This is a genomic window from Solimonas sp. SE-A11, assembly GCF_030345715.1.
Lineage (GTDB): Bacteria > Pseudomonadota > Gammaproteobacteria > Nevskiales > Nevskiaceae > Solimonas_A.
On the sequence record NZ_JAUASX010000013.1, the window covers coordinates 56,601 to 75,777 of the forward strand.

Sequence of the window (19,177 nt, forward strand, 5' to 3'; positions counted from 1 at the left end):
CATGAGTACCGCCCCTGCCAACCGCGACAGCCGCATGCCGGCCGGCATTCCCTACATCATCAGCAACGAATTCGCGGAACGCTTCTGCTTCTACGGGATCAACGCGATCCTGTCGATCTACATGGTGCAGTTCCTGCACGTGGGCGAGGCACAGGCCACTACCTGGCAGTCGCTGTTCAAGTCCGGTGCGTACTTCTTCCCACTGGTCGGCGCCATCGTCTCGGACGTGTTCTGGGGCAAGTTCCGAACCATCATCACCTTCTCCATCGCCTACTCGATCGGCTGCGCAGTGCTGGCGCTGACTAGCGATACCACCGGTCTGGCCATCGGCCTGTTCCTGATCGCGTTCGGCACCGGCGGCATCAAGCCGTGCGTCTCCACCGACGTGGGCGACCAGTTCACCTCGCGGAACCAGCACCTGATCGAGCGTGCCTTCTCCTGGTTCTATCTTTCGATCAACGCGGGCGCGCTGATCTCGATCCTGCTCTGCCCCTGGCTGCTGCAGACCAGCGGGCCGCGCTGGGCCTTTGGCATTCCCGCCGTCGCCATGGCACTGGCCACGCTGGTGTTCTGGCTGGGCCGCGACCGGTTCGCCGTTGTGCCGCCGGCCGGCCGGCAGTGGCTGCGCGAGGTGTTCAGCGCCGAGGGCGCGCAGCTGATCGGCCGCCTGGGCATCATCTACCTGTTCCTGGCCGTGTTCTGGTCGCTGTTCGAGCAGGCCAATGGCACGACCTGGACCTTGCAGGCCCAGTCCTCGCTGATGGACAAGCACCTGGGGTTCGGCATCGAGCTGCTGCCGGCGCAAATCCAGTTCTTCAACCCGCTGTTCATCCTGCTGCTGGTGCCGCTGTTCTCCTACGTGATCTATCCCTGGCTGGGCAAGGTCTGGACGGTGACGCCGCTGCGCAAGATCGGCATCGGCTTCTTCGTGGGCGCGCTGTCCTTCGTGCTGATCGCCTGGATCGAGAACCGCATCCAGAACGGAATCGTCACGAGCATGTGGTGGCAGATCCTGGCCTACGCCATCCTGACCTCGGGCGAGGTGCTGGTGTCGGTCACGGCGCTGGAGTACAGCTACAAGCAGGCGCCGCTGCGCATCAAGAGCTTCATCATGGCGCTGTACCTGCTGTCGCTGAGCGTCGGCAACCTACTGACCGCCGGTGTCGCCAGCAACATGGTCGAGCCGCTGCAGGGTGTGGAGGTCCGAACCGGAGCGCAGACCGTGCTGACGCTGCCGGCCGGATCGAAGTTCGTGCCCGGCCAGAAGATCGACTTCCGTGGCGACAACGGCGTGACGGTGCAGCAAGCCGGCGGCAAGGCCGCGCCGCTGGGCGGCACCTACATCGTCGGCGAAATCCGGGAGGGGCAGGCGCTGCTGCTGGACGTGGTGAACCGCCAGCCCGTGGCGGCCAGCGGTGACTTCAAGGCCGGCTCCAGTGTGTCGACCTACAAGCTGGTAGGCCCGCAGTTCTTCATGTTCTTCTGCTACCTCATGCTAGGCACCGGCATTCTGTGGATCTTCGTGGCGACGCGCGTGAAGGAGCAGACGTTCGTGCGCCAGGACGCCTGAGGCCCCACATGAGTACTGCCACGGCCGCCGGTGGCGGCCGCATGCCGGCTGGTGTCCCCTACATCATCAGCAGCGAGTTCGGGGAGCGCTTCTGCAACAACGGGATCAACGCGATCCTGGCGGTGTACATGGTGCAGTTCCTGCAAGTGGGCGAGGCCCAGGCTACCACCTGGCAGGCACTGTTCAAGTCCGGCGCCTTCTTGCTCCCGCTGCTGGGTGCGGTGCTGTCCGACGTACTGTGGGGCAAGTTCCGCACCATCCTCGGGTTCTCGGTGGCCTACGTCGCGGGCTGTGCGGTGCTGGCGCTGTCGAGCGGCACGCAGGGCCTGGCCATCGGCCTGTTCCTGATCGCCTTCGGCACCGGCGGCATCAAGCCCTGCGTCTCCACCAACATGGGAGACCAGTTCGCCGACAGAAACCAGCATCTCATCGGGCGCGCATTCTCGTGGTTGTATCTCACCGCCAACGCAGGCGCGTTGCTCTCGATGCTGCTCTGCCCCTGGCTACTCGCACACAGCGGCCCGCGCTGGGCCTTCGGAATTCCCGCCATCGTCATGGCCGCGGCCACGCTGCGGCTGTGGCTGGGGCGTGCCCGCTTCGTCGTGTTGCCACCCGCGGGCCGGCAATGGCTGCGCGACGTGTTCAGCGCGGAAGGCGCGCGACTGGTCGGGCGCTTGGCGGTGGTCTATTGCTTCACCGCGATCTTCTGGTCGCTGCTGGACCAGTCCATCGGTGTTACCTGGGCGCTGCAGGCGCAGTCGGTGCTGATGGACAAGGAACTGGGCCTGGGCATCACGCTGCTGCCCGGCCAGATCTCCTTCGTCAACGCGCTGTTCATCCTGCTGCTGGTGCCACTGTTCACCTACGTGGTCTATCCGCGGCTGGGCCGGTACGTCGAGGTGACAGCCCCGCGCAAGATCGGCGTGGGCCTGCTGTTCGCCGCCGCCTCCTACATGGTCGTCGCCTGGATCGAGGGCCGTATCCAGCAGGGCATCGTCACCAGCGTGTGGTGGCAGATACTGGCTTACGCGATCCTCACCGCAGGCGAGGTGCTGGTATCGATCACGGCGCTGGAGTACAGCTACCGCCAGGCCCCGCTGCGCATGAAGAGTTTCGTCATGGCGCTCTACCTGCTGTCGATCAGCACCGGCAACCTGATCACCGCCGCGGTCTCGCACAGCATGGTGGAGCCGGTGCGGGGCGTGCAGGTTCGCGCAGGCCAGCAGACCACGCTGGTTCTGCCGGCAGATGGTGGCTTCGTGCCGGGCCAGAAGATCGACTTCAGCGGCGACACCGGCATCACGCAGCAACTGCCCACCGGCAAGAGCCGGCCCCTGGGTGGTACCTACATCGTCGGCGCCATCCACAACGGCCAAGCGCCGCTGCTCGACGTCGTCGCGCGCCAGCCGGTGACCGCGGCGGGTCAACTCAGACCCTTGGCGCGGGTCTCGACCTATCGGCTGGTCGGGCCGGAGTTCTTCCTGTTCTTCAGCTACCTGATGCTGGGGGCCGCGGTGTTGTGGGTGTTCGTAGCGATGCGGATCAGGGAACAGACTTTCGTGAGGCAGGATGCCTGAGATGCTTGCCAACCAGAGGAGCCGTTGCCGCGGGATGCGCGTTACCCGGCCCCAGGAGTGTGTCCGTTGCAACTAGGTAGCTCATCCGCAGTGGCCAATCTGCGGGGCCATGGACCCGCGGCGTTCGAGTGCAACATCAAGACGATCCTGCAGGGCTACCTGTGGAACTCGCCGGAGGCCCTGGTGTTCTTCGACCACCGTGGGGCGTTGCTCTACCAGAGCGCCCAGGGAGAGCTGCAGTTCAAGCGCTGGAATCGCACGCTGGCCCACGGACAGGAATCCATGAGCCTGCCGGCGGCGCTGTTTCCGGTCCTGAAGGATGGCAAGGGACCGACGCAACTACAGCATCCGGCGCTGTCCGGCCTGAGCGCAAACCTGGAACCCACGCCGGGAGGATTCGTGCTGCGCATCCTGAGCGATCAGCTGCAGGACGGGCCCGAGCCGCTGTCGGCTCAGGCCCTGGCCGCGCTGCAGAAGCTGTCCCGATCCGAGCAGCGTGTGGCGCGCCTGGTGGTCAAGGGCCTGCGCAACGACCAGATCGCCGAGCGGCTGTGCCGCTCCACGCGCACCGTGGAGTACCAGCTGAACAGCGCGTTCCGGAAGCTGGGCGTACGCAACCGCGTGCAGTTGTCGCTGCTGATCAGTTAAGAGGAGCGGGTTACGCGCCGCGCACCTCCTGCGAGCCCTATGCGTCCGACAACAAGGCACGCATCTTGCGGTCAACCTGTCCAGGCGCGGAGCCCAGCCTTGCAAGGGGTCGGCTCTCCCTGCAATGAAAGAGAAATGGCTCAAGCGTCATTGCAGAGTGCATGTGGACAGGGCCGGCAACGGCTATTCCGTCATCACGGCCTGGAGCTTCGGGCCTGCATCGCGGAGACGCGGTGTCCGTCAAGGAAGACTTAAGGAGCATACACATGACCGCGAAAACCAAGACCTCGTCCAAGCCACGCTCGACCCGCCGCGCCGCCTCATCCACCCGCCGCCCCGTTCGCGCCATATCCCACCGTCGCGCGCCCATGGACGCCATCCAGCTTCTGAAGAGCGACCATGCCAAGGTCGATGCCCTGTTCAAGCAGTATGAGAAGGCAAGAGCCCCCCAAAAGGAAAAGCTGGTTCAGACCATCTGCCAGGAGCTGAAGGTGCACACGCAGATCGAAGAGGAGATCTTCTATCCTGCGCTCCGCTCCGCTGCCACGCAGAGGGACGATGCCGGCGACCTGCTGGACGAGGCCTCGGTGGAGCACAACAGCGCCAAGCAGCTGATCTCCGAACTGGAGGCCGGCTCGCCGGGCGATGAACTGTTCGACGCCAAGGTGAAGGTACTGGGCGAGTACATCCGCCACCATGTGAAAGAGGAGCATCGCGACATCTTCCCGCTGGCGCGCAAGCGCCTGGACGTCAAGGCTCTGGGAGCGCAGTTGGCTCAGCGCAAGACCGAGCTCATGGAGACCATGGACAGCGGGGTCGCCATCGGCGGCAAGGGCCTGCTGAAGTCCCTGGGCGATCGCCTGTCGCCTAGCGCTCTACACCATTAACCGCGGGGGAGCGCTGGCTCCATCACCTCGCCGATGACGATGGACTCAAGGACCCGCGAAAGCGGGTCCCTTTTTGGATAGAGGGTAGCGTGCCTACCGGATCGCCATCCGCTGCGGTACCCGGAGAGGGTCAATCCCTGACGTCCTTCAGCGCTTGTTCACGCCCTCATCCCTGAGCGAGAACGGCGTGAAGTCTGTGTTGGTGTCGAAGGTATCCACGCCCTCGGCCTTCTTCAGCCGGTTGACGACGAAGTAGGTCAACGGCGTCATCGCCACCTCCACGCCGAGCTTGAACACGAAGTTGAAACCGATGACCGCCAGCAGGGCGTCGTTGGTCCAGACGCCGTAGAACGCCAGCGGGTAGAAGATCAGGGAGTCCACGCCCTGACCGCAGAAAGTGCTGCCGATGGTGCGCATCCACAGGTGGCGGCCGCCAGTCATGACCTTCATGCGTGCCATGACGTAGGAGTTGACGAAGTCACCGGCCCAGTAGGCCAGCATGCTCGCGCAGACGATGCGCCAGGTATTGCCGAAGACCACTTCCAGCGCCGGCTGCAAGGTGGCGTTCCAGGGCTCGTTAGGGCTCGGTGTCATGCCGACGACGATGGCGGCCATCAGCGTGGCGAACAGCATGGCACCGAAACCGGCCCAGATGGCGCGGCGCGCGCGGGCGTAGCCATAGACCTCGGTGAGCACGTCGCCGAAGATGTAGCCGATGGGGAAGAACAGGTTGCCGGCGCCAAAGGCGAACTCGCCGAAGTAGGGCAGCGTCACCGTGCAGACCTTGCCGGGGCCGATCAGGTTGGAGCACAGCAGCACCGCTACCATGCCGCCGAGCAGGAAGTCGTAGTACTTGAAGCCCTGTCCCGGCGCGGCCTGCGTGTTCATCGTCGTCCCTTGAGTCAGTCAGGGTTCAGCTTACACCGGGATGCTATGAGACCCCAGAAGGCGCGGCGCCGTTGCCCGCTACACTCCGCCGATGACCGACGCCTCCCCATCTGCCGCCCCGTTGCCGACCGCCCCCTGGCTGGAGCGCTGGCTGTGGCGCTGCCGGCGCTGGTGGGCTCCGGCGAACTTCGCCCTGGGTGTGGGCAGCTTCTTCCTGATCAACCGCCAGGAGGTCATGGGCCTGTGGCTGGCCGGCTTCCTGGTGGTGGGCTGGCTGATGATCCTGGCGGAGGGCACGCTGGGTCAGTGGCTGGGCCGGCTGCGGCCGCAATGGGCCAGTGCCTCGCCCTGGCTGCTGCGCTTCGTCACCCAGGGCATCCACCAGGAAACCTTCTTCTTCTCCCTGCCCTTCCTGCTGCACACCACCACCTGGGCTTCGGCGCAGGCGCTGTTCACGGTGGCGGTGGGCCTGGCGGCGCTGGCGTCCTGCTGGGACCCGGTCTACCACCGGCAGATGACCGGGCGCCCGGCGATGTTCCTGGCCTACCACGCGCTGTCGGTCTACGTAGCCACGCTGATCCTGCTGCCGACCTTCGTGCACCTGACCACCACCGAGACGCTGGCCTGGGCGGCGCTGGCGGTGGCGGTGCTGGCGGTCCCCAGCCTGGCCCAGCTCGCGCAGCAGCGTAAGCTGCGTCACTGGTTCGCATCCTTCGCCGGTGCGGCCGGACTGGGCGTGCTGGCCTGGCTCTACGGCCCATGGGTGCCGCCGGTGACCTTGTGGATCAACCAGGGCGTGATCAGCCAGCAGGTGGACGAGGCGGCGCGGACTCCCGGCACCAACCTGCGCGAGATTAGCTCGGCCGATCTCAGCGCGCGTGGTCTCTACGCCTACAGCGCCATCCGCGCACCACGCGGCCTGCGCGAGCAGGTGTTCCACCGCTGGACGCACGAGGGCAAGGAAGTGGACCGCATCCCGCTGCACATCGAGGGCGGGCGCGATCAGGGCTATCGCGCCTGGACGCGTAAGACCGGCTTCCCGGCGGACAGCCGCGGCGACTGGAAGGTGCAGGTCATCACCGACGGCGGCCAGCTGATCGGCGAGATGCGCTTCCGGGTGAAGTGACCGGAGGCGCATCCTGCCGACGGGTCAGGGGCTGAGCCGCAGCTCCACCTGTAGCGCATGGCTGAAACTGCCGCCGCCGGCGTAACCGCTGTCGGGGCCGTCGCGCCCGCTGCTGCCGCAGATCATCGACAGAACGTGTTTGCCTGGCCCGAGGCGGCCACTGCGGGGGCCGCGTTCCTCTCCCCCGAGGCTGGAACGCACGAATTCGAACAGGCTGCGTGCCGGGCCGCCGAACTGGATGCTGACGGTGGAGCCGGCCAGCACCGGCAGGCCGGGGGCCTCCGCGGTCACGCCGGACACGGCCAGCGTATAGGCCATGCCGGCCTCGCCCTCGATCGTGAAATCCACGCTGGCGGTGCTGCGGGCGCTGGCTTCGCCGACGTGCCGGGCCGTGTCTTCACGCCCCGCGCCGAAGCTCCCGCTGCCATTGCAGCGCAGCACCATCCCCTGTGCGGTACCGTCGGAGCGGTCCAGCAACACGCGCGCGCCGCCGCTGGCGCTGCCCTGGGCCTCGCCGGCGGACTGCTGCGCGCTGGCGTCGGTCTGCAGGTTGCTGTTGAAACCGGTGTCGCGCGAGTTCACCCGCTCGTCCTGTCGCGAGGAGCCCCGGAATATGCATTCGGGATCCGGCGTGGTGGCGCAGGCCGTGGCGCCAGCCGCGGTCCGGTTGCTGACCACATCCAGGCGAGCCACCGAGGCCGCGCGCGGCTGCACCTCCACCGTGACCGTCGCGCTGGCGCTGCCGCCCTTGCCATCCACCACCGTGTACTCGAAGCGATCCGTGCCGATGAAGCCTACGCGCGGGCGATAGCTCACCTGCCGCTCGTCCGCCGTAATGCGGGCCTGGCCGTTGGCCGGCTGGGTGACGGCGCTGACGCGCAGGGTGTCGCCGTCGGCATCGCTGTCGTTGGCCAGCACGGCGGCGTTGTCGCCGCTGCTGCCCTCGGGCACGCTGAGCTGGTCGTCCACCGCCACCGGCAGAGCATTGCTGGCGCGCGCGGTGTCCAGCTCCAGTGACAGCAGGTCGAACGGCAGCAGAGTCGTCACGACGAAGGCGGTGAACTCGTTGGTCTGGCCGGCGTTGGGCGAGACGAAGCTGAAGTCGAACGTGGTCTGCCCGCTGGACGCGGTGGCGCGTGCCACCTCGCGCTGCCCGCCGGAGTTGCGGATCAGCACGATCTCCTTGACGTTGTAGATGCTCAGGAACTCGGCGGTAGCGGCATCCAGCTTGAGCTGGAAGCGCGAGGTCTCGCCAGTGACGAAGCGGTCGCGGTCCACGGTCAGCACGCCAGTGGGCGAGGTGCCCAGGTCCGTGGTCAGTTCCAGCACCTCGCCGCCCACCTCGACGATGCCGAGGATGTTCAGCACCGCCTCGATGTCGTCGCCGAAACCGGCGGCGACGCCCAGTGACAGCTTGTAGCTGGACTTGAAGTCGGTGGCGGCGACCTGCGTGGCCACGGGGGCGAATTTGCCCTCCAACTTCGGCCCGGCCTTGAGCTCGAAGGCCTCGAAGCGCAGCGAGTTCAGGAAGGGGTTCCCGATCACGGCCTCGGCGTAGCCGAAGGCGGAGAACTCCGGCGCCACGCGGAAATCCTCGACGCCCGGCAGGCTCACCTTCGGCGTGTGCATGGAGCGGAAGTTGCTGGTCTCGGCGACGAACTCGCAATCGCCGTTGCAGCGCAGGCCGATCTCCAGGTTGTTGCTGACGGTGCTGTTCAGGCCGAGCTGGACGTCCGCCACCGTGATCTTGCCGGCAACCTCGAAGCCGACGCCCACCGGTACCAGGATACTGACCACCGCCGACAGCGCGCCGCCCACGGGCACGCGGAACAGCAGCAGCTCCGCCTTGCACTCCACCTTGCCCTCGAAGGCCAGCGTGGCGCGGACGGTAGCGTCGAAGCGGAAGGTGGGCTCGCCCGTAAGCAACAGGCGTTCCAGGCCGCGGGCCTCGGTATAGAGCAGGTCCAGTGCCGGCGACAGCGTGAAGCTCAGCACCGGCAGCGAGTTGAACACGAAGGGCGGCGCGGTGCCGTCGCCGAAGCCGGCACCGTTGAGGCTGGTCTCGCAGCCCTTGTCGAACAGCGCGCGGGTGCCGGCCGGCGGGCCCAGGGCCTTGGTGGCGGAGCGGGCGACCGAGCTGCGCGGCGTGAAGCGGTAGGTGTCGCCCTCGCGCTCCACCGTGTAGGACTCGGAGACACCGGCTGGGACGATGACCTCGGCTTTCGACAGGTCGAAACGCTGCTGGATTTCCAGGCCTGGGAACAGCTCGCGCAGCGGCGCCAGCCGCAGCGTCACCTCGGTGCCGCCTTCGACGGCGCGCGTGGAGACCACGCGCCCGGCGATTGGCTGCGAGCCGGTGCCGATCACTGCCGTGCCGGCGGCCGGCGGCTCGATGCCGGACAGCACCACGGAGTAGGTGTTGTCGAGGCTTGGTGCCGCCGCGGGATCGGTTTCGACCACGCCGCGTCGCACCTGTGAGTCATCCACCAGCACGGCGCCCGCGGCCACCGTGGTGACCACCGCCAGCAGCGGCAGCGAGCGGATGTCGCCTGCGGCGGCGACGATCTGGGTGGAGCCGCTGCGGCTCTCGGCGCGGGCCAGGCCGCTGCCGCCGACACTGATGTCGGAAGGATCGCTGGAACTCCAGGTCACCGGCGTATCCAGGCGGGTGCCGTCGGCGTCGAATACGCGGGCCTCGAGTTGGCGCGTCTGGCCACGCTCGCTGAACAGCAGGCCGGTCTGCACGATCTCCACCCGCGCCGGTGTTGCGGCGGCCGGCGCGGCAGTGCCGCCGCCCCCCGATCCGCAGGCGCCGAGCAGCACGGCGGCGGCCAGCACGACCAGGCAACGGAGCCCGGAGGCAGGGCGGGACGGGGACGGCGTAAGGAAGCTCATGGCGATCTCGCGGCATGCGGGGGTACCCGGCCGGGTCGCAGGAACGCTGCGTCACGGAGGGCTGGCGGTCGTTATAGCCAGCCCTCGCGAGGGCAGATATCACATGAACTGGTGACTGCGTGCGCCAGGTCTCAGGCCGCGCCGTCCAGTGCAAAACGCAGGAGCACGCGTGTGCCCGGCTGCAGCGGCTGCCACTCGATGTGGCCGCCGAGCTGTGCGGCGCGGCGGCGCAGGTTGGCCAGGCCGTAGTGGCCGGGGCGCTCCGCGTTCGCGGGCAGGCCGATGCCGTCGTCGTCTACCTGCGCTTCCAGCAGGCCGTCGGCCACCGCAAGGCTCAAGCTCAGCCGGCGCGCCTGCGCGTGGCGCACCGCGTTCATGCCGGCCTCCTGCAGGATGCGCAGCAACTGCAGCGTCTGGGCATGCGGCAACTCCAGCGAATCCGCCAGACCGCGCAGCTCGAAGCGCACCTCCAGGCCGGCATCCTCGCCGGCCGCGGTGAGCCGCTCGCGCAGTGGTGCCAGTGCCGCGCGCAGCGAGCGCTCCTCGGGATGCAGCGAGGTCAGTGCCAGCCGCAGGTCGTCCAGCGCGGACTGCACGCCGCGCGCCGCAGCGCTGTCGGCCGCGCCATCGTTGGACAGGCGCGAGAGCGTGGCCATCAGCGTACCGCCGAGTCCGTCGTGCAGGTCGCCGAACAGGCGCTCGCGTTCCGTGCTGACGGCGCGCTCGCGGTCTGCGCGCTGCAGGGCGCGATAGTCCTCGGCGATGCGGGCCTCGCGCGCGGCCACGCGCTGCTCCAGCTCGCGGTTCAGCGACTCCGACTCCGACAGCGCCTGCACGAAGTGTCGCAGCAGGATCGCGGTGAAGACGATCATCGGCGGCGGCGCGGCATAGGCCAACCAGAACCCGTCGCCGGGGCCGATCAGGCCCAGCAGCAGGGCGCCGTCGTGCAGCGAGGCCATGCAGATGCACATCACCGCGCCCAGCATCCAGGTGGATGTGGCGTCCCCGCGCGCGAGGTATTGGCGCCAGAACACGGTCAGCGTTGTGTAGGTGCCGAGCCCGATGATCGCCATGTAGACCAATGGCAGCGCCCGGCGGAAGCCCGAGGCACCCAGGACCAGCGCGGCGAGCAGGATCAGCGCGGAGCCGCCCCAGGATGCAATGCCGATGATGCGCCGGGTCCGGGGCTGGTCGCGCCCCGACAGGCACAGCCCCAACCAGGCGGCGGAGACCACGAACCACAGGTACAGCACCATCATCGCCGCATCGACGGCCTGCGATGGCAAGGCGAGCGTGGCCAGCGGTAGCGCGCTGTAGGCGGCGCCGGTGAAGCAGGCCGCCGCATCCCAGGCATAGATGCGCTCCTGCCGGCGGCGTAGCCACAGCGCGAGGCTGACGCAGGCCAGCACGAAGGCGCAGACGATCAGCGCGACCAATGCGGTGTGCTTGAGGAACTGGCGCTGCGCATGGCGCGGCGCCAGCTGCTGTTCCGGGCCCAGCCAGGCCTCGCCGACGAAGCCGCTATCCGCAGGCCGGCCGTGCAGGCGGATCTCGATGCGGTTATCGCCCGCCTTCAGCAGTCCTGCCGGCAGCGGCAACAGCAGCGGCTGCGCGCCACCGACTGCCGGAGCGGGGCTGGCGATGCGCCCGCTGCGCAGCGGGATGTCGTTGAACAGCACCAGCGCTTCGCCGCTGTAGCTTTCCAGGTACAGCGCCCAGGTTTCCGCCAGCGGCGGCAGGCGGACGTCGGCCTGGTAATGCTGGGCCTCGTCCTGCGGCAGGATTCGCCAATCGATTCGCTGGCCGTCATCCGCGTCCGGCCCCTGCGCATGCCAGAGGGCGATGGCCTTCATCACCAGGATGACGCCGGCGGTGAGTGCAAACAGCGAGAGCAGCCGGCGCTTCATGTCCTAGGGCCTGCCGGACAGATCACCGATCAGCCCGCGCTGGATCGCCTCGAACACGGCCTCGCCGCGCGAGCGCACGGCGAGCTTGCGGTAGATCTGTTTCACATGCGAGCCGACGGTGTTGACCGAGATATCCAGCGCCGCGCCGATCTCGGCGTAGGCATAGCCCTTGGCCACCAGGTTGAGCACGTCGCTCTCGCGGGCCGACAGCCGCGTGGCCGGGTCGGGCTCCTGTGCCTTCGGAGCGGCCGGAGCCTGCAGGCGCTGCAGCAGGTAGCGCGCCACGCCGGGGCTGATCGGCGAGCCGCCGGCCAGCATCTCGCGGATGGCACGCGCCACCTGCGGCGCGCTGGCGTCCTTCAGCAGGTAGGAGCTGGCACCGGCGGCAATGGCCTCGATCACATGGGCCTCGTCGCCGAACACGGTGATAACCATGAACAGCACACTGGAATCCTGACCCGACAGCTCACGGATCAGCGCGGCGCCGTGGCCGTCGGGCAGGCCGAGGTCGATCAACACCACCTGTGGTTGCTGTGCGGCAAAGGCCAGGCGCGCCTCGGCACAGCTACCGGCCTGCCCACAGAGCTCCAGGTCCGGATCAGCCGCGACCGCTCGCGACAGCCGCTCGCGCGTGTCGGCGTCGTCCTCTACCACCAGTACGCGGCGCTTGCCGCTCATGTCGTGCCGATGCGGGAGGGCGCGAGAGCTTTAGCGCACGTCCAGCTTGCCCAGCTTCATCAGCCGCGAGCGGACCGCCCCATTGGTGCGGTCGTGCGCGGCGGCGAGCTGCTTGGGGGTGCTGCCGGATTCGAAGGCGGCGACCAGGGCCTGGTCTTCCTCGGCCGTCCAGGGCTTGCCGGTGGCGGAGGGCAGCTTCTGGTTCTTGCGGGCGGCGTTGGCGGCCTGCTGCAGCGCATTCACGGCCAGCGCCAGCGCGCCGAGCACGTCCGGCTGCTGGTAGGGACTGTCGGGAGGGAAGACCTCGCCGGTGGCGGGGTCGGTGCCGGCGGCGAGCGCGCGGAGGAGTTCGAGGGCTTGGTTGGGTTCCATGGCGCGGATGCTGCCGCGAGCCGCGCCGCGCTGCAACGTTGCGCTGCTTTCAGTCCGGCTTCTGCAGGGCCTTGTTGTGGCGCAGGGTTTCGATCACCACGTCGACGCAGCGCTCCATGTGGGCGGCCAGGTCGAAGGACTGCGGGGCCAGCAGCCAGTTGCTGAGCAGGCCGGCGAGGGTGCCGTGGGCCATGACCGCGGCCAGCGGGATGTCGAGCCGCGGGGACAACTGGCCCTGGGCCACGGCCCGGGTCAGCAGGCCGGAGATCTGCTCGGCGGCCTCGGCGTGGCCCACCAGCAGGCGCTCGCGGATACGGCCGTTGTCCTCCACGATCTCGCAGCGGTGGAAGATGATGTCCAGAATCAGCTGCCAGTCGCCCACGGCGTTGTAGAGCACCACCAACCAGGTGATGCGCAGCTCGCCCAGGGGGTCGTCCTCGGAGATCATCTGGCGGCCTTCGCAGACCACCTCGGTGGGCAGCCGGACGCGCTCACAGAGGGCGTCGAACAGGTCGCTCTTGTTCTTGAAGTGGCCGTAGACCGCGCCGCGGGTCACGCCGGCCAGTTCGGCCACGTCGGACAGCGAGGGGCGGGACACCCCGCGGGCGTGAAAGACCTGGACCGCGGCATCCAGGATGCTTTCGCGGGTTTCCAGTGCATCTTCCTTACTGCGCTTGGCCATCGACCTCTGATCCTCACAAGCAATCCGCCACAGGGGCCTCACCCCCGGCTGGCAGGCGGCCCTGTTCCTGTTGCAACGCACAACGGGCAGGCACGATCATTTTACATTCATTCATGAATGAATATAATACCCCTGTCCCCGCCGACATCAAGTGCGCATCATGAAAGGTCCCCGTCTTCTCCGCAGCACCCCGTTTGCAGTAGTTCTGGTCGCCGCAGGCATCAGTGCCCTGGCTGGCTGCTCCGGGGCGGAGGCGCCGCCGGCCCCGGCCGCGCCCGAAGTGGGCGTGGTGACGGTGGCGGCCAGTGCCATCCCCCTGGTGGCCGAGTTGCCGGGCCGGGTCGAGGCCTCCCGCGTGGCGGAGGTCCGGGCCCGGGCGGCTGGCATCGTGCTGAAGCGCGAGTTCGAGGAAGGCAGCGAGGTGAAGGCCGGCGATCGCCTGTTCCAGATCGATCCGGCGCCGCTGCGCGCGGCCCAGGCCAGCGCCCGAGCCAGCCTGTCCCGCGCCCAGGCGGCGCTGAACGTGGCCCGGCTCAAGGCCGAGCGCTACAGCTCCCTGGTGGAGACCCGCGCCATCAGCCAGCAGGAATATGACGACGCCGTGGCCACCCGCGACCTGGCCCAGGCCGACGTGGACCTGGCCAAGGCCGCGCTGGAGACCGCCAGCCTGAACCTGGGCTACGCCACCGTCACCGCGCCGATCCGCGGCCGCATCGGCCGCGCCGCCGTCACCGAGGGCGCGCTGGTGGGCCAGAACGAGGCCACCCCGCTGGCCACGGTACAGCAGATCGACCCGGTCTACGTGAACCTGACCCAGTCCAGCAGCGACGCGCTGCGCCTGAAGCGCGCGCTGGAAAGCGGCAGCGCCGCCAACGGGACCGCGCAGGTGGTGATCCTGACTGAGGACGGTCGCGAGCATCCGCTGCCGGGCCGCCTGCTGTTCAGCGAGGTCAGCGTGGACGAGAGCACCGGCACCATCGCGTTGCGCGCCGAGGTGCCCAACCCCGACCGCAGCCTGCTGCCGGGCATGTACGTGCGTGCCCGCCTGCAGCAGGCGGTGGCGCGCGACGCCATCACCGTGCCGCAGCAGGCGGTGGTGCGCGCCGGCGACGCGGCCAGCGTCTGGGTGGTGAAGAACGGCAAGGCCGAGCGCCGCGAGGTGAAGGTGAGCTCGGCGCACGGCGACCAGTGGGTGATCGCCTCGGGCCTGTCCGCCGGTGAGCACGTCGTGGTGGACGGCCTGCAGCGCGTGCAGCCGGGCGCGGACGTGAAGCCGGTGGCCTGGCCGGGCTCGCAGGTCGCGACGACCGCGGAACAGACCCAGAAGAATTAAGCCATGGCACGTTTCTTCATCGATCGCCCGATCTTTGCCTGGGTGATCTCGCTGTTCATCCTGATCGCCGGCGCGCTGGCGATCACGCAGCTACCGATCTCGCAGTACCCCACCATCGCGCCGCCGGCGGTCGTCATCACGGCGACCTACCCCGGCGCCTCGGCCAAGATCCTGGACGAGAGCGTCACCAGCCTGATCGAGCAGGAGCTAAACGGTGCCGAAGGCCTGGAGTACGTCGAGTCCAAGAGCCAGAGCAACGGCCAGGCCACGATCACCGCGTCCTTCCGCGTCGGCACCGATCCCGAGATCGCCGCGGTGGACGTGCAGAACCGCCTGAAGCGCGTCGAGGCACGCTTGCCGCAGGCGGTGCGCCAGCAGGGCGTGCAGGTCAACAAGGCCACCAACAACTTCCTGCTGTTCATCACCCTGTCCTCCAGCGATCCGAAGATCGACCCGGTGGTGCTGGGCGACTACATCTCGCGCAACGTGATCGAGAGCATCCGCCGCCTGCCCGGCGTCGGCCAGGCGCTGCTGTTCGGCACCGAGCGCGCCATGCGCGTTTGGATCGACCCGGCCAAGCTGGTGGGCCTCAACCTGACGCCGGCCGACGTCGTCGCCGCCATCGAGAAGCAGAACGCCCAGGTCGCCGCCGGCATGGTCGGCGGGCAGCCCTCGCCGGACACGCAGCAGATCGCCCACAGCGTGGTCGTCACCGGACAGCTGACCACGCCGGAGGCCTTCGGCAACATCCTGCTGCGGGCCAACGCCGACGGCTCGGTGCTGCGCCTGCGCGACGTCGCGCGCGTCGAGCTCGGCGGCCAGGAATACGCCGCCACCGCGCGCCTCAACGGCCGCCCGCTGGCCGCCATCGGCGTGCAGCTCACGCCCACCGGCAACGCCCTGGCCACGGCCGATGCGGTGCGCGAGAAAATGGAAGAGCTGAAGACCTACTTCCCCGAGGGCTTCAGCTACGACATCCCCTACGACAGCTCCAGCTTCGTGCGCATCTCCATCAAGGAGGTGGTGAAGACCCTGCTCGAGGCGGTGCTGCTGGTGTTCCTGGTGATGTACCTGTTCCTGCAGAACTTCCGCGCCACGCTGATTCCCACCATCGTCGTGCCGGTGGCGCTGACCGGCGCCTTCGTCACCATGCTGGCGCTGGGCTTCTCGATCAACGTGCTGACCATGTTCGGCCTGGTGCTGGCCATCGGCATCCTGGTGGACGACGCCATCGTGGTGGTGGAGAACGTCGAGCGCATCATGCGCGAGGAAGGCCTGTCGCCGCGCGACGCCACGGTCAAGGCCATGGGCCAGATCACCGGCGCCATCGTCGGCATCACCCTGGTGCTCACCGCCGTATTCATCCCCATGGCCTTCTTCGGCGGCTCGGTGGGCGCGATCTACAAGCAGTTCTCGCTGTCCATGGCCTCGTCGATGCTGTTCTCCGCGCTGATGGCGCTGACGCTGACGCCGGCGCTCTGCGCCACCATGCTCAAGCCGATCCCGAAGGGACATCATGAAAGCCGCGGCGGATTCTTCGGCTGGTTCAACCGTCGCTTCGAGCGCACCACCGAGCAGTACCATGGCTCGGTGGCGCGCATCCTGCGCCGCACCGGCCGCTACATGATGGTCTACGCCGCGCTGCTGGTGGCGCTGGGCCTGCTGTTCGTGCGCCTGCCCAGCTCCTTCCTGCCGACCGAGGATCAGGGCTACACCCTGACCCTGGTGCAGCTGCCGCCGGGCGCCAGCATCCACCGCACCGAGCAGGTGGTGGAGCAGGTGGAGAAGTTCTTCGGCGAAGAATCCGCGGTGTCGCGCCTGGTCACGGTGGTGGGCTTCAGCTTCGCCGGCGCCGGCCAGAACGCCGCGCTGGGCTTTGCCAATCTCAAGGACTGGAGCGAGCGCAGCGACGAGGAATCGGCGATGGCGCTGTCCGGCAAGGCCAACGGCACGCTGTCGCACGTGCGCGATGCCGAGATCCTGACCATCGTGCCGCCGCCGATTCCGGAACTGGGCAGCGCCACCGGCTTTGCGCTGCGCCTGCAGGACCGCGGCAGCCTGGGCCGCGACAAGCTGATCGAGGCGCGCAACCAGCTGATGACCATGGCGCGGCAGAATCCGAAGCTGATGAACGTCATCGTCGAAGGCCTGGAGGATGCGCCGCAACTGCAGCTCGACGTGGATCGCGAGAAGGCCAGCGCCCTGGGAGTGTCCTTCGAGGATGTCAACGCGGTGTTGTCCACCGCATTGGGCTCGGCCTACGTCAACGACTTCCCCAGCCAGGGCCGCCAGCAGCGCGTGATCGTGCAGGCGGTAGCCGAGGCGCGCATGCAGCCGGAAGACCTAACGGCGCTATACGTTCGCAACGGCCGCGGCGAGATGGTGGCGCTGTCGTCCTTCGTGCAGTCGCGCTGGGTGCCGGGCTCGGTGCAGCTGATGCGCTACAACGGCTTCCCCACCATCGGCATCACCGGCGACGCCGCGCCCGGCTACAGCACCGGCGAGGCCATGACCGAGATGGAGAACATGGTCGCCCAGCTGCCCAAGGGTGTCGGCTACGAGTGGTCCGGCCAGTCGCGCGAGGAAAAGCTCTCCGGTGCGCAGGCTCCGGCGCTGTTCGTGCTGTCCTTCCTCGCCGTGTTCCTGTGCCTGGCGGCGCTCTACGAGAGCTGGTCGATCCCCTTCGCGGTGATGCTGGTGGTGCCGCTGGGCATCCTCGGCGCGGTGCTGGGCGTGCTGCTGCGCGACATGCCGGACGACGTCTACTTCAAGGTGGGCCTGATCGCGATCATCGGCCTGTCGGCCAAGAACGCGATCCTGATCATCGAGTTCGCCAAGGACCTGCATGAGCAGGGCAAGGGCCTGGTCGAGGCGACGCTGGAGGCGGTGAAGCTGCGCTTCCGTCCCATCGTGATGACCTCGCTGGCCTTCATCCTTGGTGTGCTGCCGCTGGTGATCGCCGACGGCGCAGGCTCCGCCAGCCAGCGCGCCATCGGCACCGCCGTGATGGGCGGCATGATCGCCGCCACCGTGCTCGCGGTGTTCCTGGTGCCGGTGTTCTTCGTCGTGGTGAAGCGCCTGGTGGCGCGGCGCCCGGCGTCCGCGCAGGAGATGGCCCATGAGTAAGACGATCTTCCGCCTCGGCGCCTGGCCCCTGGCCCTGGCGATGGCCGGCTGCACGCTGGTGCCGCGCTACGAGCGCCCGGCACTACCGGTGGACGCGCAGTATCCCGCCGGCGACAGCACCGCAGCCAAGGATGCGGTGGAACTGGGCTGGCGCGAGATGTTCACCGACGCGCGCCTGCAGGCATTGATCGCCACGGCCCTGGAAAACAACCGCGACCTGCGCACGGCGGTGCTCAATGCCGAGCGCGCACAGGCGCTGTACCGTGTGCAGCGCGCGGACCTGCTGCCGCAGATCGTCGCACAAGGCAGCCTCAGCCGCGGCCGCACGCCGGCGGCGCTGAGCCCGCCCGGTAGCGCCGTCACCGGCAGCGAATACCAGGTGGGCCTGGGCATCACCGCCTTCGAGCTGGACCTGTTCGGCCGCGTGCGTAGCCTGAAGGACGCCGCGCTGGCGCAATACCTGGCCACTGCCGAGGCACGCGATGCCGCGCGCATCGCGCTGATCGCCGAGGTGGCCAAGGCCTGGCTCGCCGACCTGGCGCTGCGTGAGCAGTTGGACCTGGCGCGCAAGACCCTGGAAGCCCGCAGCGTGGCGCTGACCCTTGCGCGGCAGCGCTACGAAGCCGGCGCCTCGTCGGCGCTGGACCTCAAGCAGGTGGAGACGCTGGTGGAATCCGCCCGCGTGGCCACCGTCACGCTGACGCGCCGCAGCGCCCAGGCAGGCAACGCCCTGCGCCTGGTGGTGGGCGCGCCGGTGGCGCCGGGCGCGGACACATCCCTGCTGTCGGACCAGCCCTTTGTCGCCAACCTGCCGGCCGGCCTGCCCTCGCAGCTGCTGGCGCAGCGCCCGGACCTGCGTGCCGCCGAGCAGCGCCTGCTGTCGGCCAACGCCAGCATCGGTGCCGCGCGCGCCGCCTTCTTCCCGCGCATCTCGCTGACCGCCGCCATCGGCAGCGCCTCGCCGGAGCTGTCGGACCTGTTCGAGGCCGGCAGCCGTAACTGGTCCTTCGTGCCGCAGGTCACGCTGCCGATCTTCGACGCCGGCCGCAACCGCGCCAACCTGCGCGTCTCGCAGGTGGACCGCGACCTGGCCGTGGCCGACTACGAGCGCAGCATCCAGGTCGCCTTCCGCGAGGTGGCGGATGCGCTGGTGGCGCGTGGCAGCTTCGAGGAGCAGGTGGAGGCGCAGGAGCGCCTGCGCCAGGGCCAGGCCGACCGACTGCAGCTCGCTGAGCAGCGCTACAAGGCCGGCATCGCCAGCTACCTCGACGTGCTGGACGCGCAGCGCGAGCTGTTCGATGCCGAACAGGACCTGGTGGAGGCGCGGCAGCAGCGCCTGCTGAACCTGGTGGACCTGTATCGCGCCCTGGGCGGTGGGCTGAGGGAGCAAAGCGGAGGCGCGTAGTGCGTCTCCGCGCGCCGGCCCGCGCGCGCGGCGCCATGCGCATGCGTTACCCTTGGGAGTGTCACGGGCCCTGGCCCCTGGCG

At 68.6% G+C, this 19,177-nt stretch carries 14 protein-coding genes; 8 read left to right on the top strand and 6 right to left on the bottom strand.

Annotation, left to right across the window (positions count from 1 at the left end):
- The first annotated feature begins 1 nt into the window (after position 1).
- The 4 genes from QT386_RS15275 (at position 2) to QT386_RS15290 (ending at position 4,682) form a co-directional block, all read left to right on the top strand.
- The gene (locus QT386_RS15275) at positions 2-1,570 is read left to right on the top strand and encodes an MFS transporter (protein ID WP_289274619.1); all 1,569 of its coding nucleotides are present in this window, start codon (positions 2-4) and stop codon (positions 1,568-1,570) included.
- Between the two features lie 8 nt (positions 1,571-1,578).
- Positions 1,579-3,147 (top strand): MFS transporter, encoded by a 1,569-nt coding sequence (locus QT386_RS15280; RefSeq protein WP_289274620.1) that lies wholly within the window; start codon positions 1,579-1,581, stop codon positions 3,145-3,147.
- A 90-nt stretch (positions 3,148-3,237) separates the two neighbouring features.
- Positions 3,238-3,795, top strand: a complete 558-nt coding sequence (locus tag QT386_RS15285; RefSeq protein WP_289274621.1) for a helix-turn-helix transcriptional regulator — start codon at positions 3,238-3,240, stop codon at positions 3,793-3,795.
- A gap of 266 nt (positions 3,796-4,061) precedes the next feature.
- Positions 4,062-4,682: a hemerythrin domain-containing protein gene (locus QT386_RS15290; RefSeq protein WP_289274622.1), complete on the top strand. Its 621-nt coding sequence runs from the start codon at positions 4,062-4,064 to the stop codon at positions 4,680-4,682.
- 147 nt (positions 4,683-4,829) lie between these two features.
- Here QT386_RS15290 and QT386_RS15295 read toward each other — a convergent pair whose 3' ends face one another.
- On the bottom strand, positions 4,830-5,570 hold the full coding sequence (locus tag QT386_RS15295; RefSeq protein WP_289274623.1) for a queuosine precursor transporter: 741 nt from the start codon (positions 5,568-5,570) through the stop codon (positions 4,830-4,832).
- Positions 5,571-5,661: 91 nt separating this feature from the next.
- Between QT386_RS15295 and QT386_RS15300 the strand changes: the two genes are divergently transcribed.
- A complete protein-coding gene (locus QT386_RS15300) occupies positions 5,662-6,696 on the top strand; it encodes a DUF5924 family protein (protein ID WP_289274624.1) in 1,035 nt (344 codons plus the stop codon).
- A 24-nt stretch (positions 6,697-6,720) separates the two neighbouring features.
- On the opposite strand, the gene QT386_RS15305 is transcribed toward QT386_RS15300, so the two are convergent.
- The 5 genes from QT386_RS15305 to QT386_RS15325 form a co-directional block, all read right to left on the bottom strand.
- Positions 6,721-9,591 carry an Ig-like domain-containing protein gene (locus QT386_RS15305; RefSeq protein WP_289274625.1) on the bottom strand — a complete coding sequence of 957 codons (2,871 nt, stop codon included), beginning with the start codon at positions 9,589-9,591 and terminating at the stop codon, positions 6,721-6,723.
- Between the two features lie 131 nt (positions 9,592-9,722).
- Complete coding sequence (locus tag QT386_RS15310) at positions 9,723-11,498, bottom strand: ATP-binding protein (RefSeq protein ID WP_289274626.1); 1,776 nt, start codon at positions 11,496-11,498, stop codon at positions 9,723-9,725.
- 3 nt (positions 11,499-11,501) lie between these two features.
- Complete coding sequence (locus QT386_RS15315) at positions 11,502-12,176, bottom strand: response regulator transcription factor (protein ID WP_289274627.1); 675 nt, start codon at positions 12,174-12,176, stop codon at positions 11,502-11,504.
- 30 nt (positions 12,177-12,206) lie between these two features.
- A complete protein-coding gene (locus QT386_RS15320) occupies positions 12,207-12,548 on the bottom strand; it encodes a hypothetical protein (RefSeq protein ID WP_289274628.1) in 342 nt (113 codons plus the stop codon).
- Between the two features lie 49 nt (positions 12,549-12,597).
- Positions 12,598-13,230 (bottom strand): TetR family transcriptional regulator, encoded by a 633-nt coding sequence (locus QT386_RS15325; protein ID WP_289274629.1) that lies wholly within the window; start codon positions 13,228-13,230, stop codon positions 12,598-12,600.
- Between the two features lie 160 nt (positions 13,231-13,390).
- Here QT386_RS15325 and QT386_RS15330 point away from each other — a divergent pair, with 160 nt between their 5' ends.
- Genes QT386_RS15330 through QT386_RS15340 form a run of 3 tightly spaced genes read left to right on the top strand, consistent with a single transcriptional unit; the run spans position 13,391 to position 19,094 of the window.
- Positions 13,391-14,563 (top strand): efflux RND transporter periplasmic adaptor subunit, encoded by a 1,173-nt coding sequence (locus QT386_RS15330; RefSeq protein ID WP_289274630.1) that lies wholly within the window; start codon positions 13,391-13,393, stop codon positions 14,561-14,563.
- Between the two features lie 3 nt (positions 14,564-14,566).
- Positions 14,567-17,689 carry an efflux RND transporter permease subunit gene (locus tag QT386_RS15335; RefSeq protein ID WP_289274631.1) on the top strand — a complete coding sequence of 1,041 codons (3,123 nt, stop codon included), beginning with the start codon at positions 14,567-14,569 and terminating at the stop codon, positions 17,687-17,689.
- On the top strand, positions 17,682-19,094 hold the full coding sequence (locus tag QT386_RS15340; RefSeq protein ID WP_289274632.1) for an efflux transporter outer membrane subunit: 1,413 nt from the start codon (positions 17,682-17,684) through the stop codon (positions 19,092-19,094). The genes QT386_RS15335 and QT386_RS15340 overlap by 8 nt, the downstream gene beginning before the upstream one ends.
- Positions 19,095-19,177: the final 83 nt, after the last annotated feature.

Bases quoted from the DNA above. Each gene is read 5' to 3' on its own strand.
- QT386_RS15275 (WP_289274619.1), top strand. From the start codon at position 2: ATGAGTACCGCCCCTGCCAACCGCGACAGCCGCATGCCGGCCGGCATT.
- QT386_RS15280 (WP_289274620.1), top strand. From the start codon at position 1,579: ATGAGTACTGCCACGGCCGCCGGTGGCGGCCGCATGCCGGCTGGTGTC.
- QT386_RS15290 (WP_289274622.1), top strand. From the start codon at position 4,062: ATGACCGCGAAAACCAAGACCTCGTCCAAGCCACGCTCGACCCGCCGC.
- QT386_RS15295 (WP_289274623.1), bottom strand. From the start codon at position 5,570: ATGAACACGCAGGCCGCGCCGGGACAGGGCTTCAAGTACTACGACTTC.
- QT386_RS15300 (WP_289274624.1), top strand. From the start codon at position 5,662: ATGACCGACGCCTCCCCATCTGCCGCCCCGTTGCCGACCGCCCCCTGG.
- QT386_RS15305 (WP_289274625.1), bottom strand. From the start codon at position 9,591: ATGAGCTTCCTTACGCCGTCCCCGTCCCGCCCTGCCTCCGGGCTCCGT.
- QT386_RS15310 (WP_289274626.1), bottom strand. From the start codon at position 11,498: ATGAAGCGCCGGCTGCTCTCGCTGTTTGCACTCACCGCCGGCGTCATC.
- QT386_RS15315 (WP_289274627.1), bottom strand. From the start codon at position 12,176: ATGAGCGGCAAGCGCCGCGTACTGGTGGTAGAGGACGACGCCGACACG.
- QT386_RS15320 (WP_289274628.1), bottom strand. From the start codon at position 12,548: ATGGAACCCAACCAAGCCCTCGAACTCCTCCGCGCGCTCGCCGCCGGC.
- QT386_RS15325 (WP_289274629.1), bottom strand. From the start codon at position 13,230: ATGGCCAAGCGCAGTAAGGAAGATGCACTGGAAACCCGCGAAAGCATC.
- QT386_RS15330 (WP_289274630.1), top strand. From the start codon at position 13,391: ATGAAAGGTCCCCGTCTTCTCCGCAGCACCCCGTTTGCAGTAGTTCTG.
- QT386_RS15335 (WP_289274631.1), top strand. From the start codon at position 14,567: ATGGCACGTTTCTTCATCGATCGCCCGATCTTTGCCTGGGTGATCTCG.
- QT386_RS15340 (WP_289274632.1), top strand. From the start codon at position 17,682: ATGAGTAAGACGATCTTCCGCCTCGGCGCCTGGCCCCTGGCCCTGGCG.